This is a genomic window from Methylobacterium carpenticola (assembly GCF_042748905.1).
GTDB lineage: Bacteria > Pseudomonadota > Alphaproteobacteria > Rhizobiales > Beijerinckiaceae > Methylobacterium > Methylobacterium carpenticola.
In genome coordinates, this window is sequence record NZ_JBHZEO010000001.1 from 6,370,223 (window position 1) to 6,394,757 (window position 24,535).

The following is a 24,535-nucleotide window of genomic DNA, read 5'->3' on the forward strand; positions in this document are numbered from 1 at the left end:
TGGCCCTGGACGGCGGGAGGGGCCCGTTGCGTGCCGCCCCGGCCCCTGTCACAAGCCGCCGGATGCCGACCCGGAGGAGCCCTGCGCGATGACGCCCGACGCCCTGCTCGAAGAATTCCGCGCCGCGGGCGCGTTGCTCGAAGGCCACTTCGTCCTGTCCTCGGGCCTGCACAGCGCGGTCTTCCTGCAGAAGATGGCGATCTTCAGCGACCCGGTGCGCACCGCGCGGGTCTGCGCCGGCCTCGCCGCGCTGATCCGGGAGCGCTACGGCGCCGTCGACATCGTGGTCTCGCCGGCCATCGGCGGCATCGTGCCGGGCTACGAGACCGCCCGGGCCCTCGGCGCCAAGGCCATCTTCGTCGAGCGCGATCCCGGCGGCCCGTTCCAGCTGCGCCGCGGCTTCAGCATCCCGGCCGGCTCCCGCGCGGTGATGGTCGAGGACATCGTCACCACGGGCCTCTCGTCCCGGGAATGCCTCGCCGCGCTCCGGGCGGAGCCGGGCGAGATCGTGGGGGCGGCCTGCCTCATCGACCGCTCGGGCGGCCGGGCCGATCTCGGTGCCCCCTTGGTGGCGCTCGCCACCCTCGACATCCCGAACTATCCCGCCGACCAGCTCCCGCCGGAACTCGCCGCGATCCCGGCCGTGAAGCCGGGGAGCCGCGCCATCACGGTGGCGTAGAGGGGCCGTTGGCTCCCCTCCCGGACGCCTTCAGCCCGGGGCCGATGCGCGCCCGGGCACCCGATGGAGACGCGATCGTCGATCACGTGTGCCATTTCGGAGTGTTCAATCGGATTTCGCGTCATTCTTCCGCGTGAATCGCGTCTCGTCAGCTTGACACCGGGCGGCAGCGCTCCTTACCTCGAACGTATTGCAAGACCGCAGGCCGGCGCGCCGCCAGCGGTGGATGTTTTAAGGATCATTCCACCATTTATCGTAGCGCCAAGTTTGCGGAGCCGCGTCGCCGTTGTTGCGCCCATCACTTTCGGGCGGTCAGGAATAACAAATGACATATCAGCGCAGCGCCCTCTTCATCGATGGCGCTAACGTCTACGCCACCACGAAAGCGCTTGGCTTCGACATCGATTATCGGAAACTTCTGTCAGACTTCAAAACACGCGAGCAACTTGTCCGCGCCTTCTACTATACAGCACTTGTCGAAGACCAAGAATATTCCTCGATCCGCCCGCTGATCGACTGGCTCGATTACAACGGCTACCGCGTGGTGACGAAGCCCGCCAAGGAGTTCACCGACTCGAGCGGCCGCCGCAAGGTGAAGGGCAACATGGACATCGAGCTGACGATCGATGCCCTCGAACTCAGCCCCTATATCGACCACATGGTCCTGTTCTCCGGCGACGGCGACTTCAAGCCGCTGGTGGCCGCGATGCAGCGGCGGGGCGTGCGGGTGACCGTGGTTTCCACCATCCAGACGCAGCCGCCGATGGTGGCCGACGACCTGCGCCGCCAAGCCGACGACTTCGTCGACATCGTGCACCTGATCCCGCGGATCGGCCGGGACCAGGGCGACCGCCCGACCCGCCCGCTGCGGCCGGGCCCGGCCGGCGAGGCGCCCCCGCGCGAGAACGGCGAGCGCGCGGTGCGGCCCTCCGTGAATCTCGAGCAGCGCTACGGCATCCGTCAGGACGATCTCGACGAGGAATGATACGGTTCACTGCGTCGCGACGCGATTGCGCAGCGATCAACCGGAAACCGGATGATACGGTTTCCGGACGATCACTTTCGGAAACCGTATCACGAGCCCGCGCGGCGCCTGAGCGAGGCCGGTTTCCGCATCGCGAAGCGATCATCCGGAAACCGGATGAGACGCGTGATGCCGGGCGAGGGCTTCGAGCCCTTCCCGGCTGCCATGCGGGGGCGCCCAGCCGAGGGCGGCGAGCGCGTCCGCCCGCGCCATCAGCGAGCCGGCGAGGCGCTCGCTGAACTCCGCCTTCCCCGCGAGGCGCAGGGCCGCCGAGACCAGGCCGGCCGGCACCGGCAGCAGGCCGGCGGGGCGCCCGAGGCCGGCTCGCAGGGCGGCGAGCATCTCCGGGACGGTGAGCGGATCCGCCTCCGTCACGATGAAGGGCCGGCGCAGCTCGCCCGGCGCGCGCAGCACCGCATCGATCGCCCCCGCGAGGCTCTCCACCGAGACGATGGAGCGGCGCCCCTTGAGCCCGCCGAGCGGCAGGGGGACGGGTCGCGCCGCCAGCGCGAGGAGGGCCGCCATGTTGCCCTTCACGCCGGGGCCGTAGACCAGAACGGGACGCAGGGCGGCGAAATCGATCCCGACCTCCGCGAGCGCCTCCTCGGCGGCGAGCTTCGAGCGGCCATAGGCATCGGTGGGGGCCGGCGCAGCGGCCTCGGTGAGCACGCCGGGTGCCGAGGGCCCGCATTGCGCCCGGATGGAGGACAGGAACACGAAGCGGCGCACCCGCGCCTTCGCGGCGGCCTGGGCGAGGCCGCGCGTCGCCTCGGTGTTGAAGGTCCGGTAATCGTCCTCCGGCGCCCCCGACATGGCGTGGGCGAGGCCGGCCGAATGCACCACCGCGTCGACGCCCGCGAGGGCCGCCGCCATGTTCTGCGGCCGGGCGAGGTCGCCGACCACGGCGCCGCTCGCTCCGGGCGGCAGCTCGACCGGACGCCGCAGCAGGACGCGGACCCTGTAGCCGCGCGCGGTGAGATCCCGCAGCAGGTGGCGGCCGATGAAGCCGGTGGCGCCCGTGAGGGCGATGAGCGGGGCGGTCATGCGGTCACCGGGATGGGGCGGGGCGTGGCGAAGCTGCGCAGCACCCGGGCGACGAGGGCTGCACCGAGCGCGAGAGCGGACAGGGCCACGGGCCAGGACGGCCAGAGCAACGTGGCGGCGGCGAGCAGCGCCAGTCCGAGATTGAGCGCGAAGACGGTGCCGACCACCGCCGGCACCCGGTGGCCGTTCGTTGTGGCGCGCTGGTAGTAATGCGTGCGGTGGGCCTGCCAGACCGCCTCGCGCGCCAGCAGGCGCCGCGTCAGGGTGAGCGTCGCGTCGGCGAGGTAGTAGAGCGGCAGCAGGATCGCGGCGGCGAGGCCCCCCTGCCCCGCGAGGCGGTAGAGCAGCCATGCGAGCAGGAGGCCGATCGGCAGAGAGCCGACATCGCCGAGGAAGAGGCGCGCCACCGGCCGGTTGAACGGCGCGAAACCGAGGATTCCACCGAGGAGCGCCGCCGCCGCCAGTGTCGGGGCCGGCGGCAGGAGGCCGGCGAGGCCGAAGGCGACGAGCGCCCCGAGGACCGGCACCGCCTCCGCGACCGTCATCCAGTCGAGCCCGTCCATGAAGTTGACGAGGTTGACGAACCACAGGCCGGCGAGGAGGGAGAGCCCCCATTCGAGGCCGGCGGGCAGGTCGGGCCACAGGCGCGGCCCCGACGCGGCAATCACCCCGCCCACCGCGACCGCTTGGAGCAGGAGCCGCGGCAGGGCGGGCAGCGGCCGGATGTCGTCGACGGCCCCGACGAGCGCGAGCCCCAGCGCGGCGAGAGCGACGGTGGCTGCCTCCGCCCCGAGGGGCTGCGGCCACAGGACGGCCGCCACGGCGAGCGCCGCGGCGATCACCGCGATGCCGCCGCCCTGCGGAGTGGGCACCGTGTGGCTCGACCGCGCGTTCGGGCGCGCGAGGGCGTAGCGCACGAGGAGCGGATGCAGGGCGAGGATCAGCGCGGCGGCGGCGAGCGCGGCGAGCGGAACGGCGGCGAGCGGCAGGAGCGTCATGCCCCCGGTTTAGCCGGAGCGCCCCGCCCTGGGGAGGGCCTCACGGCCGCGCAGGACGAGAGGGGCAGCGAGCGGCTGCCCCCCCGACGCCGCGGTCAGAACACCTCTTCGCGGTTCGGCAAGGCCGCATCCGCCTCGCGCTTGGCGATCGCCCTCTCCACCACCTTGGCGAGGCCCACCATGATCGTGTCGATGGCGTAATCCTTCGGCGTGTAGACGGCCGCGACGCCCATGTTCTTGAGGACCAGCTCGTCCTCCGGCGAGATGATGCCGCCGACCACCACCGGGACGTGATCGAGCCCCTCGCGGCGCAAGCGCGCCTTCACCTCGCGCACCAGCGGCACGTGGGAGCCGGAGAGGATCGACAGGCCGATGACGTGGGCGCCGCGCTCCTTCGCCTTGGCGACGATCTCGTCCGGCGTCTGCCGGATGCCGTCGTAGGTCACGTCGAAGCCGACGTCGCGGGCGCGCAGGGCGATCTGCTCGGCGCCGTTGGAATGGCCGTCGAGGCCCGGCTTGCCGACCACGAGCTTGGGCGTCTCGCCGAGCCGCTCGCCGAGATCGGCGATCAGGAGGCGCGCCTCCTCGGCGGCGCCGGAGGTGGAGGTCTCCGGCGTGACGCCGGTGGGCGCCCGGTACTCCCCGAAGACCTCGCGCAGCCGCTGGCCCCACTCGCCGGTGGTGACGCCCGCCTTCGCGCAGGCGATCGAGACCGGCATGATGTTGGCGCCCGAGCGCGCGGCCGCCTCCAGATCGTCCAGGGCCCTGGCCACCGCCGCCGCGTCGCGCTCCGCCCGCCACGCGCGGATGCGGCCCTGCGCCTCCATCTCGACGGTCTCGGCCACGGTGAAGATGGCGCCGTCCCCGGCGGTGAGCGGCGAGGGCTCGCCCGTCTCGAAGCGGTTGACTCCGACCACGACCTGCTCGCCGCGCTCGATCGCCGCGATGCGCCGGGCATTCGATTCGACGAGGGCGCGCTTGAGGGCGCCGGTCTCCACCGCCGCCACCGCGCCGCCGAGCGCCGCGATCCGCTCCAGCTCGGCCCGGGTCTGCGCCTTCAGCTCCTCGACCTTGGCGTCGATCACCGTCGAGCCGTCGAAGATGTCGTCGAATTCGAGCAGGTCGGTCTCGTAGGCGAGGATCTGCTGCATGCGCATGGACCATTGCTGGTCCCAGGGGCGCGGCAGGCCGAGCGCCTCGTTCCAGGCCGGCAGCTGCACGGCGCGGGCGCGGGCGCGCTTGGAGAGCGTCACCGCCAGCATCTCGATCAGGATGCGGTGGACGTTGTTCTCCGGCTGCTGCTCGGTGAGGCCGAGGGAGTTCACCTGCACCCCGTAGCGGAAGATGCGCTTCTTGGGATCCTTGATGCCGTAGCGGTCGCGGGTGATCTCGTCCCAGAGATCGCTGAACGCCCGCATCTTGCAGATCTCGGTGATGAACCGCAGGCCCGCATTGACGAAGAAGGAGATGCGCCCGACCACCTCCTCGAAGTTCGCCTCGTCGAAATCCGGATCGGCCCGCACGGTGTCGAGCACCGCGATGGCGATGGCGAGCGCGGTGGAGAGCTCCTGGACCGGCGTCGCCCCCGCCTCCTGCAGGTGGTAGGAGCAGACGTTCATCGGGTTCCACTTCGGCACGTTCGCGGTCGTGAACAGGATCACGTCCTTGGTCAGCCGAAGGCTCGGCGCGGGCGGGAACACGTAGGTGCCGCGCGAGAGGTATTCCTTGATGATGTCGTTCTGGGTGGTGCCCTGCAAAGCCGCGATCGGCGCGCCCTGCTCCTCCGCCACGGCCAGGTAGAGCGACAGCAGCCAGGGCGCCGTCGCGTTGATCGTCATCGACGTGTTCATCTGCGCGAGCGGGATGTCCTGGAACAGGGTCCGCATGTCGCCGAGATGCGCGATGGAGACGCCGACCTTGCCGACCTCGCCGCGGGCGAGTTCGTGGTCCGGGTCGTAGCCGGTCTGGGTCGGCAGGTCGAAGGCCACCGACAGGCCGGTCTGCCCCTTGGCGAGGTTGCGCCGGTAGAGGGCGTTCGAATCCGCGGCGGTGGAATGCCCCGCATAGGTGCGGATGATCCATGGCTTGTCGCGTTGCGCCGTTCCCATCGCCTGATCGCCCATGGCGCCCTCGTTCCCTCAGTCTCGCGTCGCCCGCCGGCCGCGCGGATCCGCCCGTCGCGGCGGACCCGCATGGTAGACAAGCCTCCGGAACGCGTCACCCTTGACCTAAGCAGCATCCCGGACGGTGGTCACCCTGGGAAAAGCCTCGCCCGGCCAACAGCATCGATCGGAAATGGCAGACTTCCGGCGCCGGTCAAGGCCGAGCAGGAGTGACGCCGGGGCACGCCGGACATTGCTTGCCTTTTGATCGCGCGGTTGCCCTGCTTTTGGTCTATTTGACCCGATCCTGATCGCCGTTAGGATCGGTGCAGTGCAATATCAGAGGGAGGGTCCGCAATGGGTGCGGGCGCTGCGGTGCAGCCGATCGCCGGGGGTGCGGCTCAGCTGAAGGATCTCTACGAGATCGGCGAGATTCCGCCGCTCGGCCACGTGCCGGCCAAGATGTATGCTTGGGCGATTCGCCGCGAGCGGCACGGGCCGCCGGAAGAGTCCATGCAGATCGAGGTGGTGCCCACCTGGCCGATCGGCGACGACGAGGTGCTGGTCCTCGTGATGGCGGCCGGCGTGAACTACAACGGCGTCTGGGCCGGCCTCGGGGAGCCGATCTCGCCCTTCGACGTCCACAAGGGCGAGTACCACATCGCCGGCTCGGACGCGTCCGGCATCGTCTGGAAGGTCGGCGCCAAGGTCAAGCGCTGGAAGGTCGGCGACGAGGTCATCGTCCATTGCAACCAGGACGACGGTGACGACGAGGAATGCAATGGCGGCGACCCGATGTTCTCGCCGTCGCAGCGCATCTGGGGCTACGAGACGGGGGACGGCTCCTTCGCGCAGTTCTGCCGGGTGCAGTCGCGCCAGCTCATGCACCGGCCCAAGCACCTGACCTGGGAGGAGGCGGCCTGCTACACGCTGACGCTCGCCACCGCCTACCGGATGCTGTTCGGCCACGCGCCGCACACGATCAAGCCGGGCCAGAACGTGCTGATCTGGGGTGCCTCGGGCGGCCTCGGCGTGTTCGGCGTGCAGCTCTGCGCGGCCTCGGGCGCCAACGCCATCGCGGTGATCTCGGACGAGTCGAAGCGCGACTACGTGCTCAGCCTCGGCGCCAAGGGCGTGATCAACCGCAAGGACTTCAACTGTTGGGGCCAGCTGCCGAAGGTCAACTCGCCGGAATACAATGAGTGGCTGAAGGAGGCCCGCAAGTTCGGCAAGGCGATCTGGGACATCACCGGCAAGGGCAACGACGTCGACATCGTCTTCGAGCATCCGGGCGAGGCGACCTTCCCGGTCTCGTCGCTGGTGGTGAAGCGCGGCGGCATGGTGGTGTTCTGCGCCGGCACGACCGGCTTCAACATCACCTTCGACGCCCGCTACGTCTGGATGCGCCAGAAGCGCATCCAGGGCTCGCACTTCGCCCATCTCAAGCAGGCGGCGGCGGCCAACCAGTTCGTGATCGACCAGCGGGTCGACCCCTGCATGAGCGAGCTGTTCCCCTGGGACAAGATCCCCCAGGCCCATACCAAGATGTGGAAGAACCAGCACGCCCCGGGCAACATGGCGGTGCTGGTGAACGCCCAGAAGGCGGGCCTGCGCACCTTCGACGACGTGCTGGAACTCTCCGGCTCGCGCTGACGACCGACACCGCGGCGGCGCGCGCCGCCGCGGCCTCTTCGCCGAGGCTTGAGTCCTGCCGTTCGGGCAGAGATAAAGGCTCGGCCATTCGGACTAACCCGGTGGCCACGCCGCCGGAGCCGCCATGTCCCTCGCGACCCTCGACCGCTACGCCCCCCTCGCCCTCAGCGTCCTGCGCATCGTGGCGGCGTTGATCTTCATGGCCCACGGCACCCAGAAGGTGCTGGGCTTCCCGGCCCATCCGAATCCGCCGGCCCTCACCTCCCTGTCCGGCATCGCCGGCATCTTCGAACTCGTCGGCGGCGCCCTCCTCGCCCTCGGCCTGTTCAGCCGGCCCGTGGCCTTCATCCTCTCGGGCGAGATGGCCTTCGCGTATTTTCTCGCCCATGCGCCGCGCAGCTTCTTCCCCGTCCTCAACGGCGGCGACGCGGCGATCCTGTACTGCTTCGTCTTCCTGTACTTCGTCTTCGCGGGGCCGGGACCGCTGAGCCTCGACGCGGTGCGGGCCCGGCGCGGGCTCTAGAGCCTTGTCCGACGAAGCGGATCCCGGTTCGTCGCAGACAATGCGGTGAAATCAAGGACCTAGAGCAGCACCTGGTCGATCGGTTTTGCAACCGGCCACCCTCCTGCCTCGTCCCGAGGTCGGAGGGCGGGACAATGAGGCCGGGCGTCAGCGCCGGAGCCGCGCGAGCAGCGCGACGAGTTCCGGCTGGCGGTGCGTGCCGGTCTTGGCGAACACCGCCTTCAGCTGCGTGCGCGCCGTCGCCACGGTGATCCCGTGCGCGGCGGCCACCGAGGCGAGGTCGGCGCCGTCCGCGAGGTCGTGGGCGAGCCGCGCCTCGGCGCTGGTGAGCCGGTAGGCCTGCCGCAGCAGCGCCTCCCCGGGCCTCAGGCCATCCTGCGGGTCGGTCACCAGGATCACCGCCTTGCCGCGCTGGAAGAGGTCGCCCGCCGCCCCCGCGAGCGGGGCGGCATGGAGCACCAGGGGCGGCGCCTCCGGCCGCGGCACCGCCACCGCCCCGTGCGCGGCGGCCTCATGCGGCTTGCCCGGATGGAGGACGCTGGCGATCAGGCGCCCGAGATCGGCATTCGCCGCACGGTTCTGGGCGAGCAGCGCGCTCTTCACCACCACGAGACCGTGGCCGATATGGCGCTCCGCCCGGGCATTCATGCGCAGCACCGCGCCGTTTCCGTCGAGGAGGATGCCGCCGCAGCGCAAAGCCTCGAAGGCGTCGAGGGTCGCGTCGGCCCGTGCCTCCGCCAGGCGGACGGCGATCCGGCCGGCGCGCTGAAGGTGCGGCACCGCCCGCTCGATCGCGGCGATCTCGCGGTGGGAATACATCTCGCGCTCCCGGCGGCGCTCGGCCGAGAGGAACACGCTGCGGCTGCCTTCCGCGACGAGGTAGATGCCGGCGAACCAGCGCAGCCCGTGCCGGTCGACGTAATCCGCGTTGAAGGGGATGTGGTCGAGTTCGTGGGCCGTGAAGATGTGGGATTCGGTCAGCACGCCCTGCGTGTTCTTCAGGGCCGGAATGCCGCGGGCGATGCGCGGATTCTCGGCGAGCCAGCCGTCGCGCAGGCCGGTCTCGACCACCTCGGCGATGTCCTCGGACATGGTGGGCGCCAGCGGCGCGGCCGGTGCGGGCAGCAACAGCGCCCCGTCGGCCCCGAGCGCCCGCCCGTAAGCCTCCAACGCGAAAGACCAGAGTTCCGGCCGCGCCGCGGCCTCGTAGAAGAGGTCGATCGTCGCCGCCAGACGATCTTGCCGGACGTCCGCCATGCTCCCCGAATCCGGACCGTAACCGAGATAATTTGAGCAATATCCGTTCGGTCGCACAACGTCCATTATCGGAAGTATCGTCCCGATGTCTCGGGTCGGGCGGGACGGGTGTCATCAACCTAAAACTGCATCGGTCTGGCGCCGGACAAACCGGAGACCGGGCCGCGGCCCGGAGGCGTGCGCGAGCTGCGCCGCCGGGACGGTCCGGCGCGAGACACCGCAGGGTTTGCGCGGCCCTCCCCGCTTGTTAGAAGGGTTCGAGGGCACGCCCCCGGGTCGGGCGGCCGGAAAGCTCGCACCATGGAAAAGTTCACCGTTCTCGAAGGCGTCGCGGCGCCGCTGCGGATCGTCAACGTCGACACCGACCGCATCATCCCCAAGCAGTACCTCAAGACCATCAAGCGCACGGGCCTCGGCAAGGGCCTGTTCTCGGAGATGCGCTACCGCGACGACGGTTCGGAGAATCCCGACTTCGTCCTGAACCAGCCCGCCTACCGCAACGCCAAGATCCTGGTGGTCGGCGACAATTTCGGCTGCGGCTCCTCGCGCGAGCACGCCCCCTGGGCGCTGGCGGATTTCGGCATCCGCTGCATCATCTCGACGAGCTTCGCCGACATCTTCTTCAACAACAGCGCCAAGAACGGCATCCTGCTGATCACCGTGGCGCCGGAGGATCTGGAGAAGCTGTTCGACGATGCCGGGCGCGGCGCCAATGCGACGCTCACCGTCGACCTGGAGCGCCAGGAGATCCGCGGCCCGGACGGCGGCGTGCTGCATTTCGACATCGATCCGGCGCGCAAGCACAACCTGCTCAACGGGCTCGACGATATCGGCCTGACCCTGGAGAAGGCGCCGGCCATCGAGGCCTTCGAGCAGAAGCTCGCCGAGCGCCCCTGGGCCTGATTCTCCGGGCTTGGAACCCCGCGCTGGCCACCGATCCCGGCAGGACTTCGTTAACCCTCGTCCTGCCCTATTCGGGTGATTGGCTGACGGCACACGGAGTTCTCCCCCGATGACGCTTCGCGCGCGGACGACGGTCGCGACCCTGCTCTGCCTCGGCAGCCTCGTGCCCGGGGCGGCGCGGGCGGATTTCCGGTCCTGCCTCGCCGGCCTCGGCCAGGAGGCGGCGGCGAAGGGGATCTCGTCGGCGTCCTTCCAGGCGGCGACGGCCGGGATCGTCTACGACGAGAAGGTGATCGAGCTCTCGCAGGCCCAGCCCGAGTTCAAGACACCGATCTGGGACTACATCGCCGCCCTCGTCGACGAGGAGCGGGTGGAGGACGGGCGCGCGGCCATGCGCCAGCACGCCGCCGCCCTCGCCCAGGCCGAGGCGCGCTTCAACGTCGACCGCTACACGATCGCGGCGGTGTGGGGCGTGGAATCGAATTTCGGCAAGAACCTCGGCAAGATGCCGCTGGTGCAGTCCCTCGCCACCCTCGCCTGCAGCTCCAACCGCCGCGCCGCCTTCTTCAAGGGCGAGCTGATGGCGACGCTGAAGATCATCGACCACGGCGACATCGATCCGAGCCGGCTTACCGGCTCCTGGGCCGGCGCCTTCGGCCAGACCCAGTTCATGCCCACCACCTACCAGCGCCTCGCCGTCGACCTCGACGGCGACGGGCGGCGGGACGTGGTGGATTCGGTGGCCGACGCGGTCGGCTCGACGGCGAACTTCCTGCGCGTCGCCAAGTGGCAGAACGGACAGCCCTGGGGCTACGAGGTGCGCCTGCCCTCCGGCTTCAACCTCGCGGCGGCCGGGCGCAAGAACAAGCGGCCGGTGGGCCACTGGGCGAGCCTCGGCGTCACCCGCATCGACGGGCGGCCGCTCTCCGGCGAGGGAGCGGCGGGCATCATCGCGCCCGCGGGGGTCAACGGGCCGGCCTTCCTGGTGACGAAGAACTTCGACGCGATCTATTCCTACAACGCGGCCGAATCCTACGGGCTCGCCATCGCGGTCCTCTCCGACCGCCTGCGCGGCCGGCAGGGCATCCAGACCGCGTGGCCGACCGACGACCCGCCCCTGTCGCGGGCCGAGCGCCGGGCGCTTCAGAGCGCGCTCGCCTCGCGCGGCTACGATGTCGGCGAGCCGGACGGGCGCGTCGGGTCGAAGACCCGCGACGCCATCAAGGACATCGAGCGCCAGCTCGGCTGGCCGCAGACCGGTCGCCCCGGCGCCAAGGTGCTCGAGGCCCTGCGGCGATGAGCGAGAGCATCGCCCGATCGCGTTGCCATCGGGCGCTGCTCTCGATTCTTCGATAGGACGCGCGTCCCGCCGAACCGGGATCCGCTTCGGCGGGACGCGCTCTAGCGGGCCAGCACGAAGCGGTTGCGGGCGGCGAAGAGCCCCAGCACCGCCGCGGCGAGGCCCAGCCCGAGATAGAGCGCGGCCGGCAGGCTCCAGCCGCCGCTCGCATCGTGCGCGATCCCGATCAGGAGCGGCCCGAGCGCCGCCAGGGAATAGCCTACCCCCTGCGCCATCGCCGAGAGGTCGCCCGCGACCTGTGGATCGGGGGAGCGCAGCACGATCAGCGTGAGGGCGAGGCCGAAGCAGCCGCCGAGCCCGAGGCCGAGCAGCAGGGCGAAGAGCCAGACGAGGCTGCCCGGCCCGACCAGCAGCCCGCAGAAGCCGCCGATCGCGGAGCCGACCACCACCAGCACCCAGGGGCGCTGGTCCCGGCTGCGCCCGGCGAGCACCGGCACGATCAGGGCCGGCACCGACTGGGCCATGGCCGAGAGCGAGGCGAGGAGGCCCGCCGCGAGCGGATCGAAGCCCCGGTCGACCAGGGAAGCCGGCAGCCAGCCGAACACGATGTAGGCGAGGGAGGATTGCAGGCCCATGAAGCCGGTGACCTGCCACGCCAGCGGATCCCGCCAGAGCGCGGCCACGCGCCCCCGGCCGCTGCCCGCAGGGGTGGCGGGAGCCGCGCGGACCAGGGGCAGCCAGGCGAGGGCGGCGAGGAGGGCCGGCAGCGCCCAGATCATCATCGGCCCCTGCCAGCTCGAATCGAGGGCGCGGGCGGCCGGGATGGTGAGCCCGGCGCCAGCGGCCGCCCCGAGGCAGAGCGTGGCGGTGTAGAGGCCCATCATCAGGCCGGGCCGGGTGGGAAAGTCCCGTTTCACGATGCCCGGCAGGATCACGCCGACGACTCCGATGCCGCCGGCCGCGAGCACGGATCCGGCGAACAGGGCCGGCACGCCGCCGAGCCCCCGCAGCACGAGACCGGCGGCGATGACGAGGAGGAAGGCGAGCACGCCGGCATCCGGCCCGAGGCGGCGCGTCACCGGCGGGCCGAGCCGCCCGAACACGCCGAGGCAGAGCACCGGCAGGGTGATCAGCGCCCCGGCGAGCGCGCCGCTCATCCCCGTCTCCGCGCGGATGCGCGCGAGCAGCGGGCCGACGCTGGAGAGGGCCGGCCGCAGGTTGAAGGCGATCAGCATCAGGCCGAGCACGATCCAGAGCGGACGGCGCAGCCGCACGACCGCCGCGGCCTTCAGCCCATCCGCCTGCCGGCGCTCCCGAATCGTCTCCAAGACGGCCCCTCCCCGCTGCGTCGTTGCGCAATCGGGAGGCACTTAGACCATTTCGGCGGCGGGAGAAGGCGGCTCAGCGCGGGTGCGCGTTGCGTGCGGAGATCCCCTTGTCCCGAAGGAGGAGATCTCCGCACCGGAACCCGCGGCCTCCAGAGTTCCTGCAGGCCGTGCCGGGTCTCAGGCCTGCGCGGCCAGGGCCGCGGCGATCCGACGCGCGAAGGCCACCGGATCGCGGGGCGCGTCCCCGCCCTGCACGTGGGCGAGGTCGAGGAGCGTCTGTGCCGCCTCCGTCAGGTCCTCGCCGGCCTTGGCCCGCTCGGCGAGGCGGTGGACCAGCCCGTGGCGCGGGTTCAGCTCCAGCACCGGAAGGCCGGCGCCGAAGCCGCGGCCCGCCCGGCGCAGCAGGCGCTGCATCTGAAGGTCCGGTCCGCCCGCGGAGGCGGAGAGCAGCACGGCGCTCTCGACGAGGCGCTGGCTCGCGCGCACGTCGGTCACGTCGTCCTTCAGGATCTCCTTGAGCTTCGGCAGCAGGTCGCCGAGATCGGCCGCCTCGCCCGCGGCCTCGCCCTCGGGGGCGAAGGCCGAGAGATCGTCCGCGCTCTGGGTGATGCTGCGGATCGGCTTGCCGTCGAACTTGTCGAGGCGCTCGGGCCAGAAGGCGTCGACATGGTCGGAGAGGAGCAGCACCTCGATCCCGCGCGCCCGGAAGCCCTCGATCTGGGCCGAGGCCGCGAGCTTCTCGGTGTCGTCGCCCACCAGGATGTAGATCGCTTCCTGGTTCGGCTTCATCCGCGAGACGTAGTCGGCGAACGAGGTCCAGCCCTCCACCGCCGAGGAGCGGAAGCGCAGCAGGGCCGCGATATCGTCGCGATGCTCGGCATCCTCCCAGATGCCTTCCTTCAGCACCGGCCCGAAGGCCTGCCAGAAGGTGGCGTAGGAATCCGTGTCCTTGGCCCGGGACTTCAGCTCGGAGAGCACCTTGCCGGTGACGGCGCGGCGGATGCGGGCGAGCACCGGGGTCGCCTGCAGCATCTCGCGCGAGACGTTGAGCGGCAGGTCCTCGGTATCCACGACGCCCTGCACGAAGCGCAGCCAGGAGGGCAGCAGCCCGGCCTCGTCGGTGATGAACATGCGGCGCACGTGCAGCCGCACCTTGCTCTCGCGCTCCTCCTCCACCGCCATGAACGGCTTCATGCTGGGCACGAAGAGCAGCGCCGAGAATTCGAGCGCGCCCTCCGCCCGCCAGTGCAGCGTCGCCCAGGGCGTGTCGAAGTTGTGGCTGAGGTGCCGGTAGAAGTCCGTATAGGCCTCCTCGGTGACCTCGGCCTTCGGCTTGCGCCAGAGGGCGGTGCCCGCATTGCCGGAAACCTCCTCGCCGTCGCGCAGGATGGTGACCGGCACCGTGACGTGGTCGGCCCACTTGCGCACGATCGTCTCGATGCGCAGGGGCTCCAGGTACTCGTCCGCATCGGCCTTCATGTGGAGCACGATGTCGGTGCCCGGCTCCTCGCGGCTGGCCGGGGCGAGGGTGTAGTCCCCCTGGCCTTCCGAAGCCCAGGTCCAGGCCTCGTCGCTGCCCGCGCGGCGGGAGGTGACCTCGACCCGGTCGGCCACCATGAAGGCCGAGTAGAAGCCGACGCCGAACTGGCCGATCAGGCTCGGCCGCTCGTCGGGCTTGGCATCCGCCAGGGACTGGCTGAAGGCGCGGGTGCCCGAGCGGGCGATGGTGCCGAGGTTCTGCGCCAGATCCTCCTTGCTCATGCCGATGCCGGGGTCGGAGATGGTCAGCGTGCGCGCGGCCTTGTCGGGCCGGATGCGCACCTTGGCCTCGGCGGGCAGCGCCAGGGCGGCGTCGGTGAGCGCGCCGAAGCGGCGTCGGTCGACCGCGTCCGCGGCATTGGCCACGAGCTCGCGCAGGAAGATCTCGCGCTCGGAATAGAGCGCGTGGACGACGAGATCCAGGAGGCGCCCGACCTCGGCCCCGAAGGCATGCCGTTCCAGAGTCTCGCTCACGTCTGACCGTCTCCATTCATCCGGGGATTGACGGCGGCGATATGCGAAGTCCGGCCGCGCTTTTCAACCGGCCATCACGCCCCGAAGGCGGCGCTCTCGACCGGCTCGGCCGCCCGGCGCGGGATCGTGGCCCGGCGCTCCAGCATGTCGCTGAGCTGCACGTACATCATCGCGGTCATCAGCGCGTCGTTGAAGGCGTCGTGCTGGGGCAGCGGCGGCAGCCCGAGATCGGCGGCGATCCGCGCGAAGCTCAGGTCGATCTTCACGTAGTCCGGGGCTCCCCGGTACTTGCAGGCGTAGTAGAGGGCCGAGACGTCGATGCGCGGGTTCGGCAGCCGGATGCGCAGCATCCGCCGCGCGTGCCGGTCGAGGAGGCGCACGTCGAAATCCGTGTAGTAGCCGACGATCGGCCGGCCGCCGATGAAACGCAGCAGCTCCGGCAGCATCGCGGCAGGGTCGAGGCCCTGGCGGATCTCGGCGCCGAGCAGGCGGTGGACCTTGATCGCCGCCGGCGACGAGGGCCGCGCGCTGCGCAAGGTGGCCCGGAAGCTCTCGCTCGCGAGGATGCGGCCGCCCCGGATGCGGATCGCCGCCACGGCGAGGATCTCGTCCCGGCGCGGATCGAGCCCGGTCGCCTCGCAATCGAGGGCGACCGCCTCGTCCGGCGGTCCCTTCTCGAACAGGAAGGCGAAGCGCGGATCGGTCAAGCGCGCCCGGTCGAGGCGGCGGATCAGGCCCCGCCACATCTCAGAACTGCCCGAGGGAGTAGCGCAGGTGGATCACCTCGCGGAAGCGGCGCACGATCCGCAGGGCGTCGCGCAGGAGATCCCGCTCCAGGGTCGGCATGGCGTCGAAGTCGAGGATCACCGGGCCGAGATCCTGGCCCCGCTCGGCCGCGACCAGCTGGCGGTCGAGGCGCACCGCCATGAAGGTGCGCAGCGCGCTCGCGAGATCGGCCCCGAAGCCCTCGTCGAGGAGGCCGCGTTCGGCGAGCGCGCGGATGCGCGCGGTGGTGCCGGTCTGGTCGAGGCCCGCCTCGACGGCGAGCACCCGCACCCCGTGCACGAGCGGGAACAGGCCCGCGCGCTTGAGGTCGAGGTCGTGCCGGCGCAGGCCGACCCGCGAGAAGACCGTGTCGAACAGGCCGCCATTCGTCCCGTCGCCCGCGATGTTGATCAGGTTGGCGATCTGGGCGAGGAGGCGCGTCTCGCCCCGCACCACGTCGGCGAGGAAGGCCCTCGCCCGCCGCAAGGGGGCGGGATCGCCCGCGACGGGCGTGGCATCGGCGAAGATCGAGAGGTTCATCGCCGCGTCCGGGTCCCCGGCGATCGCCCAGAGCCGCACCTGATCGATGACGTGATCCACGTCCTGCGACCAGAGCGGGTTCTCCACCATGATCGCGCCCGGACAGGGCGGGTAGCCGAGATCGCCGAGCGCTGCGGAGAAGGCGCGGCGGAAGGTGGCGAGATCCTCCGGCGGCACAGGGCGGGCGAGGATCAGGCCGTTATCCTGGTCGGTGCGGTAGGTCTGCTCGCCGCGCCCCTCCGACCCCATCAGGTACAGGCAGCCGGCCTCGCGGATCGAGGCCGGGGCCAGGATCTCGAACAGCTTGGCGTAGAGGCGCCGGTTGAGGTCGGAGACGACCTGCGCCACCGCATCGACCCGCACGCCCTGGCGGTGCAGCTGCCGGGCCTGTTCCTGGATGTCGCGGGCGGGCTCGCGCAGGTCGGCGAGGCCGGCGGCCCGGTCGATGCGGCCGGGGACCAGCTGGGCGTTGCCCGCGAAGGCGCCGAGGAGGTCGATGTCGCGCAGCCAGCCCACATAGGCGCCGTCCCGGCGCACGGCGATGCGGCGGTTGCCGTGCCGCGTCATGACGAGGAGCGCGTCGAGCAGGAGCTGGTCGGCCTCGACGGCGGTGACGTCGAATTTCGCGAGGTCCCGCACCGGCGTCTCGAAGGGCCGGCGCTCGATCACCGTGGCGCGCGTCACCTTGTGGCCGGTGAGCAGCCCGGTGCGGGCGCCCTCCTCCACGAAGACCGCGTCGACATCCGCCGCGAGCATCCGGTGGGCGGCCTCCTCGGCGGTGGCGGAGCCGGGAAGGAACACGGCCGGCGCGTGGCGCACGTCGCGGATGCGCAGGCGCAGCACCGATTCCATGCCCTCGCCCCGCTGCCACGCGGCGAGCTCGTCGAGCTTGCGCGAGATCTCCGCGTAGAAGAAGGCCGCGAAGGCGCTGTTGGCCTGCACGAGGCGCACCACCACCTCGCGCGGGATCAGGAAGCAGAGGGTCTCCTCGGCGGCGACGAAGTTCTCGCCCGCGGCCCCGTGCACCACCGCGCGGGCGTCGAAGGTGTCGCCGCCGCGCAGCACGGCGAGGAGCGCGCCGTCCGTGCGCGCCTCCACGGCCCCCTTGATGACCACGTGCAGGAGATCCGCGGCCTTGCCCTGCGCCACGATCACCGCGTCGGGTGGGAAATAGCCGATATCGACGTGGCGGCGCAGGTCGTCCGCCTGCGCGGCGGTGAGCCGGTCGAAGGGCGGGTTGAGGACGTCGAAGCTCTGCATGGGCCGCCCCCCGCAGGGACCGGGAGCCTCGGCAGACCTGCATGGGGCAAGTCCGCTTCGGCTCCCTGCTTCCGCATCATCGTCGCCGCCGAGCCGGTGACCAGTGCGGCGAATGATGCTTAGCCCGCGCGGGCGGAGCCGGAAAGGTTAGGTGTCCCGCCTCTCGCCCGGCTCGCGCCGCAGCACCACGAGGTTCGCCACCAGCACCTGAACCGGCTCGCCGTCCTGGTTGAGCGTGGTGGTCCGCACTTTCGCGAGCCCCTGCATCGGCCGCGAGCGGGAGGGACGCACCTCCAGCACCTCGCTCTCCAGGCGGATCGTATCGCCGGGGCGCAGGGGGCGCGGCCAGCGCAGCTCGTCCATGCCCGCCCCGATGATGCCGCCCGCGAGCGGCAGCCCGTCCTCGACCAGGAGGCGCATGGTCAGGGCGGCGGTGTGCCAGCCGCTGGCCGCGAGCCCCCGGAAGAACGAGGCCTCGGCCCGCCCCTCGTCGAGGTGGAAGGGCTGCGGATCGTACTCGGCCGCGAAGCGCTTGATCGCCTCCGCCGTGACGGTCAACTCGCCCGAGCGGTGGATCTGCCCGGGAACGAGGTCTTCGAGATAGAGCGGCGGTGTCATGAGGTCAGGCTCCCGAGCGGACCGTGAGGGGTGAGGCGGGAAGCGGGCGGTCGCGGAACCAGACGCCCGCGGCCACCGATCCGGCATTGATCAGACCGAGCGCCACGAGGCCCAGCGCCTGCGCGAGGAAGATGCCGTCGAGCCCCGCCCCCGCCCGCAGGGCGAGCCAGCCGCCGCCGACCGCGAGGGTCAGGCGCGTGATTCCGGCGACGAGGGGCCACGCGACGCGGCCGGCCCCCTGCGCGGCGAAGTAGAGGGCGAGGCCGAGGCCCGCGAAGCCGTAGAACGGGCCGACCTCGCGCAGGTAGCGGGTGCCAATCGCGAGCATGGCCGGGTCGGTCGCGAAGGCGCGCAGGAACAGGTCGGGCCACAAGGCCGCGGCGATCCCGATCGCCTCGGTGAGTCCGACCGCGATGGCGGCCCCGATCCAGGCGACGCGCAGGGCCCGCGCCCGGTCGCCCGCGCCGATGCTGGTGCCGACCATGGCGGAGATCGGCGCGCCGAGGCCGAAGACCAGGGGCACGAGCAGGTATTCGAGGCGCGCGCCCGTGCCGTAGCCCGCCACCGCCGAGGGCCCGAAGCGGGCGACGAGACCGGTCGCGGTCGCGATGGTGACGTTGGTGGTGAGGCTCACGAGCGACGAGGCGGCGCCGACCCGCAGGATCTCCCGGGCCGGCCCCCAGGCCAGGGCCGGCGGGTGGCCGAGCCGCAGCACGCCGCGGCCCGCGCGCAGATAGGCGGCGAAGACCGCCGCGCCGGCCGCGTAATAGGCGAGCACGGCCACCCCGCCCCCGATGATGCCGAGCCCCGGCAGCGGGCCGAGGCCGAAGATCAGCACGGGCGAGAGGGGCACCAGCACGACCGCCCCCGCGCAGGTCACCACCGCCGGCAGCGCCATGTTGCCGGTGCCGCGGATGATCGCCGCGAGCGCGTTGAACAGCCAGATCAGCACCGCCCCCGCGAAGACCGCGCCGCCATAGGCGCTCGCCGCCGCGAGGGTGGCACCCTCGGCGCCCATGGTCCGGTAGAGGGCGGGCCCGAAAGCGAGGGCGAGCAGCGTGGTGAGGAGGCCGAGGGCGAAGGCGATCGCCACCGCGTGCCACGCCACCGCCTCGGCGGTCTCGCGGCGGCCGGCGCCGAGCGTCCGCGCCACCGCCGAGAGGATGCCGCCGCCCACCGCGCCGGCCGAGATCATCTGCACGGTCATCACCAGGGGGAAGACCAGCGCCATGCCCGCCAGCGCATCGGTGCCGAGGCCCGCCACGAAGGCGGTCTCGATCAGCCCGACGCCGGCCTGGACCAGCATGACGAGCACGTTCGGCACGGCGAGGCGCAGGAGCGTCGGGCCGATCGGGCCCCGCAGCAGGCGGCGCGTGCGGTCGTCCATGGGGACCTCGCGATCGGGCCTCGACGGGAGCCGGGCGGATCCGGCACCCTTGCGGATGGCCCGGCGACGAAATTGGTGGCATATGCCAGTATTCGTCAAGAGGCGGATGCGGGGACGGCCATGCGGCCGGCGCGGGGCACGCGAGGATGAGGCGGCGATGAGCGAGGAGAGACGGGAGCCCGGCCCGTGCAGCAACGCGGGCCTGCGGCGGGCGACGCGGCGGCTGAGCCAGCTCTACGACGACGCCATCGCGCCCTCGGGCCTGCGGGCGACGCAGTTCGGCCTGCTGGCACAGCTGCGCCAGCTCGGCGCGCCGACCATGGGCGAACTCGCCGAGGCGATGGTGATGGACCTCTCCGCCCTCGGCCACACGCTGAAGCCGCTGACCCGGGACGGTCTGGTGGCGTTGCAGATCGATCCGAAGGACCGGCGCAGCCGGCGCGTGGTGCTGACGGAACCCGGTCGGGAGCGGCTCCGCGCGGCGGCGCGGTTATGGCGGGAGGCTCAAGCGCGTTTCGAGGCCGCCTTCGGGACCGAGAAGGCCGCGCAGCTGCGGGATCTCCTGGACGAGATCGCCTCGCCGGCTTTCGTCTCGGCCTTCACGGGGGCCGGAGGCTCGCATCCCCACGGCACGGAACCCCGCACGACGACGGAGGACGGGTGACGATCCTTAAGTCGGTGCGGGGGAGGTTCGTGGGCTGGATGAGCCTGGAGGGCGCCGCCGCGCCTCATGGTGAGATGCGCACCGGCTCATCGACCCTGAAGAATGAAAGCCACACCGGCCTTGGCGATCATCCTGGTGGATCGGGCTCGTGAGTTCAGATCCGGGCGCGGGATCTCCTCTCCCGGGTGTGAGAGGAGATCCCGCGCCAGAGTGGCCGACCGTCGGCGGCCCTCACGCCAGCCCGAGCTTCGCCGCCAGCCCGATGCGCTGCAATTTGCCGGTGGCGCCCTTCGGGATCTCGTCGAGGACCATGATCCGGCTCGGCACCTTGAAGGCGGCGGCGCGGGCGGCCACGAAGGCGCGCAGCTCCTTGTCGTCCACGTGCTGGCCCTCGCGCAGCACCACCGCGGCGCCCACCTCCTCGCCGAGCTTGTCGTGCGGCACCGCGAAGGTCACGCACTGGGCCACCGCCGGATGATCCATCAGGATCTCGTCCACCTCGCGCGGCGAGATCTTCTCCCCGCCCCGGTTGATGATCTCCTTCAGGCGGCCCGTGATGGTGAGGTAGCCCTCCGCATCCATCACGCCCTGGTCGCCGGTGCGGAAATAGCCCTGCGGGGTGAAGGCCTCGGCATTGGCCTTCGGGTTGTTCTCGTAGCCCGCCATGACGTTGTCGCCGCGGATCACGATCTCGCCGGTCTCGCCCGCGGGCAGCGGGTTGCCGGCCGCGTCCACGACCTGGATGTCGGGACCGGCGGGGATCCCGACCGAGCCGGCCTTGCGGGCGCGCGGCGGCAGCGGGTTCGAGGCCATCTGGTGGGCGGCCTCGGTCATGCCGTAGGCCTCGATCAGGGGCGCCCCGAACACCGCCTCCAGCTCGCGCAGCACCTGCGGCGGCATCGAGGACGAGGACGAGCGCAGGAAGCGCAGGGGATGGCGCGCGATGATCTCGCGGTTGCGCCCGGCGCGGCCGAGGATGGCCTGATGCATGGTCGGCACGGCCGTGTACCAGGTGGGGCCGACCTCATCCATCCAGGCGAAGAACTTCAGCGCGTTGAAGCCCGGCGTGCAGGAGACGGAGCCGCCCGCCGAGAGCGGCGCCAGGATGCCCGCGATCAGCCCGTGGATGTGGAACAGCGGCATGATGCTGAGGCCGCGATCCCCGGGCGTGAAGGCGAGCGCGGTGCGGATGTTGCGGGCCGAGGCGCAGACATTGGCCTGGCTCAGCGGCACGATCTTCGGCCGCGAGGTGGTGCCCGAGGTGTGGAGCACCAGCGCCACGTCGTCGGCCTCGGCGGGCCCGCCCGTCGCGGCCGGCGCGGCCGGATGAGGGAAGGCCAGCGTGAAGGAGCCCGCGCCCGCCTCGGGCGTCTCGCGCAGGCGCACCACCGGCACGCCGAGCTTCTCGGCCACCGCGACCGCGGGCGACTCGCTGCCCTCCGCCGCCACCAGCACGCGGGCCCGGAGGTCGGTGAGGTAGAACTCGAACTCCTCCGCCCGGTAGGCGGGATTGAGGGGGGCCGAGGTGGCGCCCGCGGCGATGGCGATGAAGGCCGCCGCCATGGCCGGGCCGTTGTCGAGCACGATCGCCACCCGGTCGCCGCGCCCGACGCCGTGGGCGTTGAGGTCCTCGACCGTGCGCCGCATCAGGGCCCGCAGGGCCCCGAAGCTCAGCGGCCGCCCCCCGGGCGCGTCGAGCGCCGTCGCGGCCTCCGCGCCCGCCCGCATCAGGGCCTCGATCGTGCGGCCCGTTTCCTCGGCCATCCCGGCCTCTCCTCGTCGCGTCATGAGTGGGGAAGATGATGGATCATCCGGCATCCGCTTGATCGATGCGGATGCCGGATGATGAAGCCCGCGCGGCGCGTGAGCGAAGTCCAAATCCGCCATCCCGAAGGGATCACGCGGATCCGGTATCAGAGCGGCTGAACCTGCAGCCGGCCCTTCTGCTGTTCCAGCGTGCGGGCGAGCAGCCGCATGCAGGCATAGACCGCGTCGATATGCGGGGTCGGCGTCTTGGTGAGCCGCCCGAGTTCGATCACCGAGCCGACCAGCGCTTCGAGCTCGATCGGCCGGCCCGCCTCGACATCCTGCAACATCGAGGTCTTGTGGGCGCCGACCTTCTCGGCCCCGGCGATGCGCCGGTCGATGCCGAGCCGGAAGGTGATGCCGAGCGTGTTGGCGATGCTCTCGGCCTCCCGCATCATCTCGGCGGCGAGCGCCCGCGTCTCCGGGAACTGGCAGATGTCGACCAGGGTCGCGTGAGTGAGCGCGCTGATCGGGTTGAAGCTCAGGTTGCCCCACAGCTTCAGCCAGATCTCGGCCCGGATGTCGGTGGTGACCGGCGCCTTGAAGCCGGCCTTGATCAGGAGCTGGGCGAGGCCCTGGACGCGCGCGGACATCTCGCCGGAGAGTTCGCCGAGGCCGAAGCGCGAGCCCTCGACCACCTGCACCACGCCGGGCTCGGTGAGGATCGCGGCCGGATAGACCACGCTGCCGATCACCTGCTCGGGGTCGATCGCCGCGGCGATCAGGCCGCCCGGATCGGCCGTCTCGAGCTGCGTGCCCGCATAGTCACCGCCGTGCTTGTGGAAGTACCACCACGGGATGCCGTTCTGCATCGTCACGACGACGGTCTGCGGACCGATCAGGTGCTTGAGATCCTGCGCGATCGGGCCGACCTGATGCGCCTTGAGGGTGAGCAGCACCACGTCGTGGACGCCCGCCTCCTGCATCGAGGCGGTGGCCCGCAGGTCGCGGACATGGACCTCGTGCCCGTCCTCCTCGATCAGGCGCATGCCGTTCCGCCGGATGGCCTCGAGATTGGCGCCCCGGGCGATGAAGGTCACGGCCTCGCCCGCCGCGGCGAGCCGGACGCCCAGATAGCCGCCGATGGCCCCAGCCCCGACGATCGCGATGCTCATGGTCCTGCCTCCCTCGGGCGCCTGCGCGCACTCTCTGGTCAGGACAGTCACCGCATTCGGCGCGGTTCCACAAGCCCCCGGCAGGTGTACATTATGCCTGTGTGCGGCCGGCGGCCCGCGAGCGTGCCTTCCCTCAGCGCGCCTTCCCTCAGCGCGCCTTGGACAGCGGGTCGGCGATGCTCTCGAGGGACTTGCCCTCCGCATCGACGCCGAGGCGCCACTCGGTCACGGCGGCGACGAGGAGCAGCAGGGCGGCGCCCGCATAGCCCGCGGCGAGCGCCCCGTGCAGGCCGGACTCGATCAGCCGGGTGAACAGCCAGGGCGCGACCACCCCGCCCGCCGCGGTGCCGAGGGCGTAGAAGACCGCGATGGCGAGCGCCCGCGTCTCCAGGGGGAAGATCTCGCTCGCCGTGAGATAGGCCGAACTCGCCGCCGCCGAGGCGACGAAGAAGATCGCGATCCAGGCGAAGGTCTGGGTCCAGGCGGTGAAGAGGTCGAGGCCGAACAGCAGGGCCGTCACCCCCAGCATCACGCCGCTCACCGCGAAGGTGCCGGTGATCATCCGCCGCCGGCCGATCGTGTCGAAGAAATGCCCGAGCAGCAGCGGCCCGAGGAAGTTGCCGATGGCGAGCGGCACGAGGTAGAGGCCCACCCCCGTCTCGGGGATGCCGTAGAACTTCGCCAGCACCAGCCCGTAGGTGAAGAAGACCGCATTGAACAGGAAGGCCTGCGCCGACATCAGCACCAGGGCGAGCAGGCTGCGGGAGCGGTGCGGCCCGAGCATGGAGCCGAAGATCTCACCGAAGCCGAAACTCGGCCGCGGATGGACTTCGAGGAAGCCCTCCGCCTTCGGCAGGGGCTCGCCCCGCTCGGCCTCGATCCTCCGCTCGATCGTGGCGACCGTGCGCTCCGCCTCCTCCTGCCGGCCGTGCACCACGAGCCAGCGCGGGCTCTCGGGCACGTGGCGGCGCAGGAACAGGATGAACAGGCCGAGCACCCCGCCGATTCCGAAGCCGAGGCGCCAGCCGAGTTCGGGCGGGACCAGCGCGGGGTCGAGCAGCAGGAGCGATCCTGCCGCCCCGGCCGCCGCCCCGACCCAGAAGCTGCCGTTGACGATGAGGTCGACCCGGCCCCGGTACTTGGCGGGGATGAGTTCGTCGATGGCCGAGTTGATGGCCGCGTATTCGCCGCCGATGCCGAGCCCGGTGACCAGCCGGAAGAGGGCGAAGCTCCAGAAATTCCAGGCGAGCGCGCTCGCGATCACGCCCGCGACGTAGATCATCAAGGTCGTGTAGAAGACGACGCGGCGGCCGTAGCGGTCGGTGACCCAGCCGAAGCCGAGGGCGCCCACCACCGCCCCGACCACGTAGAACGAGGCGGCGAGCCCGATCTCCTGCACGGTGAGGCCGAGCGCCCGCTGGTCCTGCAACATCGGACCGATCGCGCCGACGATGGTGACTTCGAGCCCGTCGAGCACCCAGGTGATGCCGAGCGCCACGACGAGGAGCAGGTGGAAGCGGCTCCAGGGCAGCCGGTCCATGCGGGCGGGGATGTCC

The 24,535-nt window shown here is 71.4% G+C and carries 20 protein-coding genes; 7 read left to right on the top strand and 13 right to left on the bottom strand.

The genetic code is table 11. The features are described 5' to 3' along the window. Positions 1–88 precede the first annotated feature (88 nt). Positions 89–679, top strand: a complete 591-nt coding sequence (gene pyrE, locus ACE101_RS29500) for an orotate phosphoribosyltransferase (RefSeq protein ID WP_379137533.1) — start codon at positions 89–91, stop codon at positions 677–679. Between the two features lie 325 nt (positions 680–1,004). Continuing rightward, a complete protein-coding gene (locus ACE101_RS29505; protein WP_379137536.1) occupies positions 1,005–1,664 on the top strand; it encodes a LabA-like NYN domain-containing protein in 660 nt (219 codons plus the stop codon). A 141-nt stretch (positions 1,665–1,805) separates the two neighbouring features. Here ACE101_RS29505 and ACE101_RS29510 read toward each other — a convergent pair whose 3' ends face one another. The 3 genes from ACE101_RS29510 to ACE101_RS29520 all read right to left on the bottom strand — a co-directional run bounded on the left by ACE101_RS29510 (position 1,806) and on the right by ACE101_RS29520 (position 5,868). Continuing rightward, positions 1,806–2,747 carry an NAD-dependent epimerase/dehydratase family protein gene (locus ACE101_RS29510; protein WP_379137539.1) on the bottom strand — a complete coding sequence of 314 codons (942 nt, stop codon included), beginning with the start codon at positions 2,745–2,747 and terminating at the stop codon, positions 1,806–1,808. Continuing rightward, a complete protein-coding gene (locus tag ACE101_RS29515; protein WP_379137541.1) occupies positions 2,744–3,745 on the bottom strand; it encodes an MraY family glycosyltransferase in 1,002 nt (333 codons plus the stop codon). The genes ACE101_RS29510 and ACE101_RS29515 overlap by 4 nt, the downstream gene beginning before the upstream one ends. A 95-nt stretch (positions 3,746–3,840) precedes the next feature. Next, the gene (locus ACE101_RS29520) at positions 3,841–5,868 is read right to left on the bottom strand and encodes an ethylmalonyl-CoA mutase (RefSeq protein ID WP_379137544.1); all 2,028 of its coding nucleotides are present in this window, start codon (positions 5,866–5,868) and stop codon (positions 3,841–3,843) included. 336 nt (positions 5,869–6,204) lie between these two features. Here ACE101_RS29520 and ccrA point away from each other — a divergent pair, with 336 nt between their 5' ends. Beyond that, positions 6,205–7,500 carry a crotonyl-CoA carboxylase/reductase gene (ccrA, locus tag ACE101_RS29525; RefSeq protein ID WP_379137547.1) on the top strand — a complete coding sequence of 432 codons (1,296 nt, stop codon included), beginning with the start codon at positions 6,205–6,207 and terminating at the stop codon, positions 7,498–7,500. Positions 7,501–7,624: 124 nt separating this feature from the next. Continuing rightward, on the top strand, positions 7,625–8,023 hold the full coding sequence (locus ACE101_RS29530) for a DoxX family protein (RefSeq protein ID WP_379137549.1): 399 nt from the start codon (positions 7,625–7,627) through the stop codon (positions 8,021–8,023). Between the two features lie 147 nt (positions 8,024–8,170). Here ACE101_RS29530 and ACE101_RS29535 read toward each other — a convergent pair whose 3' ends face one another. Next, on the bottom strand, positions 8,171–9,280 hold the full coding sequence (locus ACE101_RS29535) for a helix-turn-helix transcriptional regulator (RefSeq protein WP_379137552.1): 1,110 nt from the start codon (positions 9,278–9,280) through the stop codon (positions 8,171–8,173). Positions 9,281–9,580: 300 nt separating this feature from the next. Here ACE101_RS29535 and leuD point away from each other — a divergent pair, with 300 nt between their 5' ends. After that, positions 9,581–10,183, top strand: a complete 603-nt coding sequence (gene leuD / locus ACE101_RS29540; protein WP_379137554.1) for a 3-isopropylmalate dehydratase small subunit — start codon at positions 9,581–9,583, stop codon at positions 10,181–10,183. Between the two features lie 109 nt (positions 10,184–10,292). Then, positions 10,293–11,483, top strand: coding sequence for a lytic murein transglycosylase (locus tag ACE101_RS29545; RefSeq protein ID WP_379137556.1), 1,191 nt, complete (start codon positions 10,293–10,295; stop codon positions 11,481–11,483). A 101-nt stretch (positions 11,484–11,584) separates the two neighbouring features. Here the strand turns inward: ACE101_RS29545 and ACE101_RS29550 are convergent, their stop codons facing one another. The 6 genes from ACE101_RS29550 to ACE101_RS29575 all read right to left on the bottom strand — a co-directional run bounded on the left by ACE101_RS29550 (position 11,585) and on the right by ACE101_RS29575 (position 19,394). Beyond that, complete coding sequence (locus ACE101_RS29550; protein ID WP_379137559.1) at positions 11,585–12,811, bottom strand: CynX/NimT family MFS transporter; 1,227 nt, start codon at positions 12,809–12,811, stop codon at positions 11,585–11,587. Between the two features lie 177 nt (positions 12,812–12,988). Next, the gene (gene htpG, locus ACE101_RS29555; RefSeq protein ID WP_379137562.1) at positions 12,989–14,824 is read right to left on the bottom strand and encodes a molecular chaperone HtpG; all 1,836 of its coding nucleotides are present in this window, start codon (positions 14,822–14,824) and stop codon (positions 12,989–12,991) included. A 74-nt stretch (positions 14,825–14,898) separates the two neighbouring features. Continuing rightward, positions 14,899–15,570, bottom strand: a complete 672-nt coding sequence (locus ACE101_RS29560; RefSeq protein ID WP_379137564.1) for a 3'-5' exonuclease — start codon at positions 15,568–15,570, stop codon at positions 14,899–14,901. Between the two features lies 1 nt (position 15,571). Next, positions 15,572–17,389 (bottom strand): DUF294 nucleotidyltransferase-like domain-containing protein, encoded by a 1,818-nt coding sequence (locus ACE101_RS29565; RefSeq protein WP_379137566.1) that lies wholly within the window; start codon positions 17,387–17,389, stop codon positions 15,572–15,574. 147 nt (positions 17,390–17,536) lie between these two features. Beyond that, positions 17,537–18,007 (bottom strand): MaoC family dehydratase, encoded by a 471-nt coding sequence (locus tag ACE101_RS29570; protein WP_379137569.1) that lies wholly within the window; start codon positions 18,005–18,007, stop codon positions 17,537–17,539. Between the two features lie 4 nt (positions 18,008–18,011). Further along, positions 18,012–19,394, bottom strand: a complete 1,383-nt coding sequence (locus ACE101_RS29575; protein WP_379137572.1) for an MATE family efflux transporter — start codon at positions 19,392–19,394, stop codon at positions 18,012–18,014. Positions 19,395–19,551: 157 nt separating this feature from the next. On the opposite strand from ACE101_RS29575, the gene ACE101_RS29580 reads away from it, so the two are divergent. Next, complete coding sequence (locus ACE101_RS29580) at positions 19,552–20,058, top strand: MarR family winged helix-turn-helix transcriptional regulator (protein ID WP_379137574.1); 507 nt, start codon at positions 19,552–19,554, stop codon at positions 20,056–20,058. Positions 20,059–20,289: 231 nt separating this feature from the next. On the opposite strand, the gene ACE101_RS29585 is transcribed toward ACE101_RS29580, so the two are convergent. The 3 genes from ACE101_RS29585 to ACE101_RS29595 all read right to left on the bottom strand — a co-directional run bounded on the left by ACE101_RS29585 (position 20,290) and on the right by ACE101_RS29595 (position 24,519). After that, positions 20,290–21,822 (bottom strand): acyl--CoA ligase, encoded by a 1,533-nt coding sequence (locus ACE101_RS29585; RefSeq protein WP_379137577.1) that lies wholly within the window; start codon positions 21,820–21,822, stop codon positions 20,290–20,292. Positions 21,823–21,971: 149 nt separating this feature from the next. Then, on the bottom strand, positions 21,972–22,979 hold the full coding sequence (locus ACE101_RS29590; RefSeq protein WP_379137580.1) for a ketopantoate reductase family protein: 1,008 nt from the start codon (positions 22,977–22,979) through the stop codon (positions 21,972–21,974). A 148-nt stretch (positions 22,980–23,127) separates the two neighbouring features. Continuing rightward, entirely contained in the window at positions 23,128–24,519 is a 1,392-nt protein-coding gene (locus ACE101_RS29595; RefSeq protein ID WP_379139032.1) for an MFS transporter, read from the bottom strand. Positions 24,520–24,535: the final 16 nt, after the last annotated feature.

Bases quoted from the DNA above. Each gene is read 5' to 3' on its own strand.
- ACE101_RS29515 (WP_379137541.1), bottom strand. From the start codon at position 3,745: ATGACGCTCCTGCCGCTCGCCGCCGTTCCGCTCGCCGCGCTCGCCGCC.
- ACE101_RS29560 (WP_379137564.1), bottom strand. From the start codon at position 15,570: ATGTGGCGGGGCCTGATCCGCCGCCTCGACCGGGCGCGCTTGACCGAT.
- ACE101_RS29585 (WP_379137577.1), bottom strand. From the start codon at position 21,822: ATGGCCGAGGAAACGGGCCGCACGATCGAGGCCCTGATGCGGGCGGGC.
- ACE101_RS29505 (WP_379137536.1), top strand. From the start codon at position 1,005: ATGACATATCAGCGCAGCGCCCTCTTCATCGATGGCGCTAACGTCTAC.
- ACE101_RS29590 (WP_379137580.1), bottom strand. From the start codon at position 22,979: ATGAGCATCGCGATCGTCGGGGCTGGGGCCATCGGCGGCTATCTGGGC.
- ACE101_RS29510 (WP_379137539.1), bottom strand. From the start codon at position 2,747: ATGACCGCCCCGCTCATCGCCCTCACGGGCGCCACCGGCTTCATCGGC.
- ACE101_RS29535 (WP_379137552.1), bottom strand. From the start codon at position 9,280: ATGGCGGACGTCCGGCAAGATCGTCTGGCGGCGACGATCGACCTCTTC.
- pyrE (WP_379137533.1), top strand. From the start codon at position 89: ATGACGCCCGACGCCCTGCTCGAAGAATTCCGCGCCGCGGGCGCGTTG.
- ACE101_RS29575 (WP_379137572.1), bottom strand. From the start codon at position 19,394: ATGGACGACCGCACGCGCCGCCTGCTGCGGGGCCCGATCGGCCCGACG.
- ACE101_RS29570 (WP_379137569.1), bottom strand. From the start codon at position 18,007: ATGACACCGCCGCTCTATCTCGAAGACCTCGTTCCCGGGCAGATCCAC.
- ACE101_RS29545 (WP_379137556.1), top strand. From the start codon at position 10,293: ATGACGCTTCGCGCGCGGACGACGGTCGCGACCCTGCTCTGCCTCGGC.
- ACE101_RS29595 (WP_379139032.1), bottom strand. From the start codon at position 24,519: ATGGACCGGCTGCCCTGGAGCCGCTTCCACCTGCTCCTCGTCGTGGCG.
- leuD (WP_379137554.1), top strand. From the start codon at position 9,581: ATGGAAAAGTTCACCGTTCTCGAAGGCGTCGCGGCGCCGCTGCGGATC.
- ACE101_RS29520 (WP_379137544.1), bottom strand. From the start codon at position 5,868: ATGGGCGATCAGGCGATGGGAACGGCGCAACGCGACAAGCCATGGATC.
- ACE101_RS29565 (WP_379137566.1), bottom strand. From the start codon at position 17,389: ATGCAGAGCTTCGACGTCCTCAACCCGCCCTTCGACCGGCTCACCGCC.
- ACE101_RS29530 (WP_379137549.1), top strand. From the start codon at position 7,625: ATGTCCCTCGCGACCCTCGACCGCTACGCCCCCCTCGCCCTCAGCGTC.
- ccrA (WP_379137547.1), top strand. From the start codon at position 6,205: ATGGGTGCGGGCGCTGCGGTGCAGCCGATCGCCGGGGGTGCGGCTCAG.
- ACE101_RS29580 (WP_379137574.1), top strand. From the start codon at position 19,552: ATGAGCGAGGAGAGACGGGAGCCCGGCCCGTGCAGCAACGCGGGCCTG.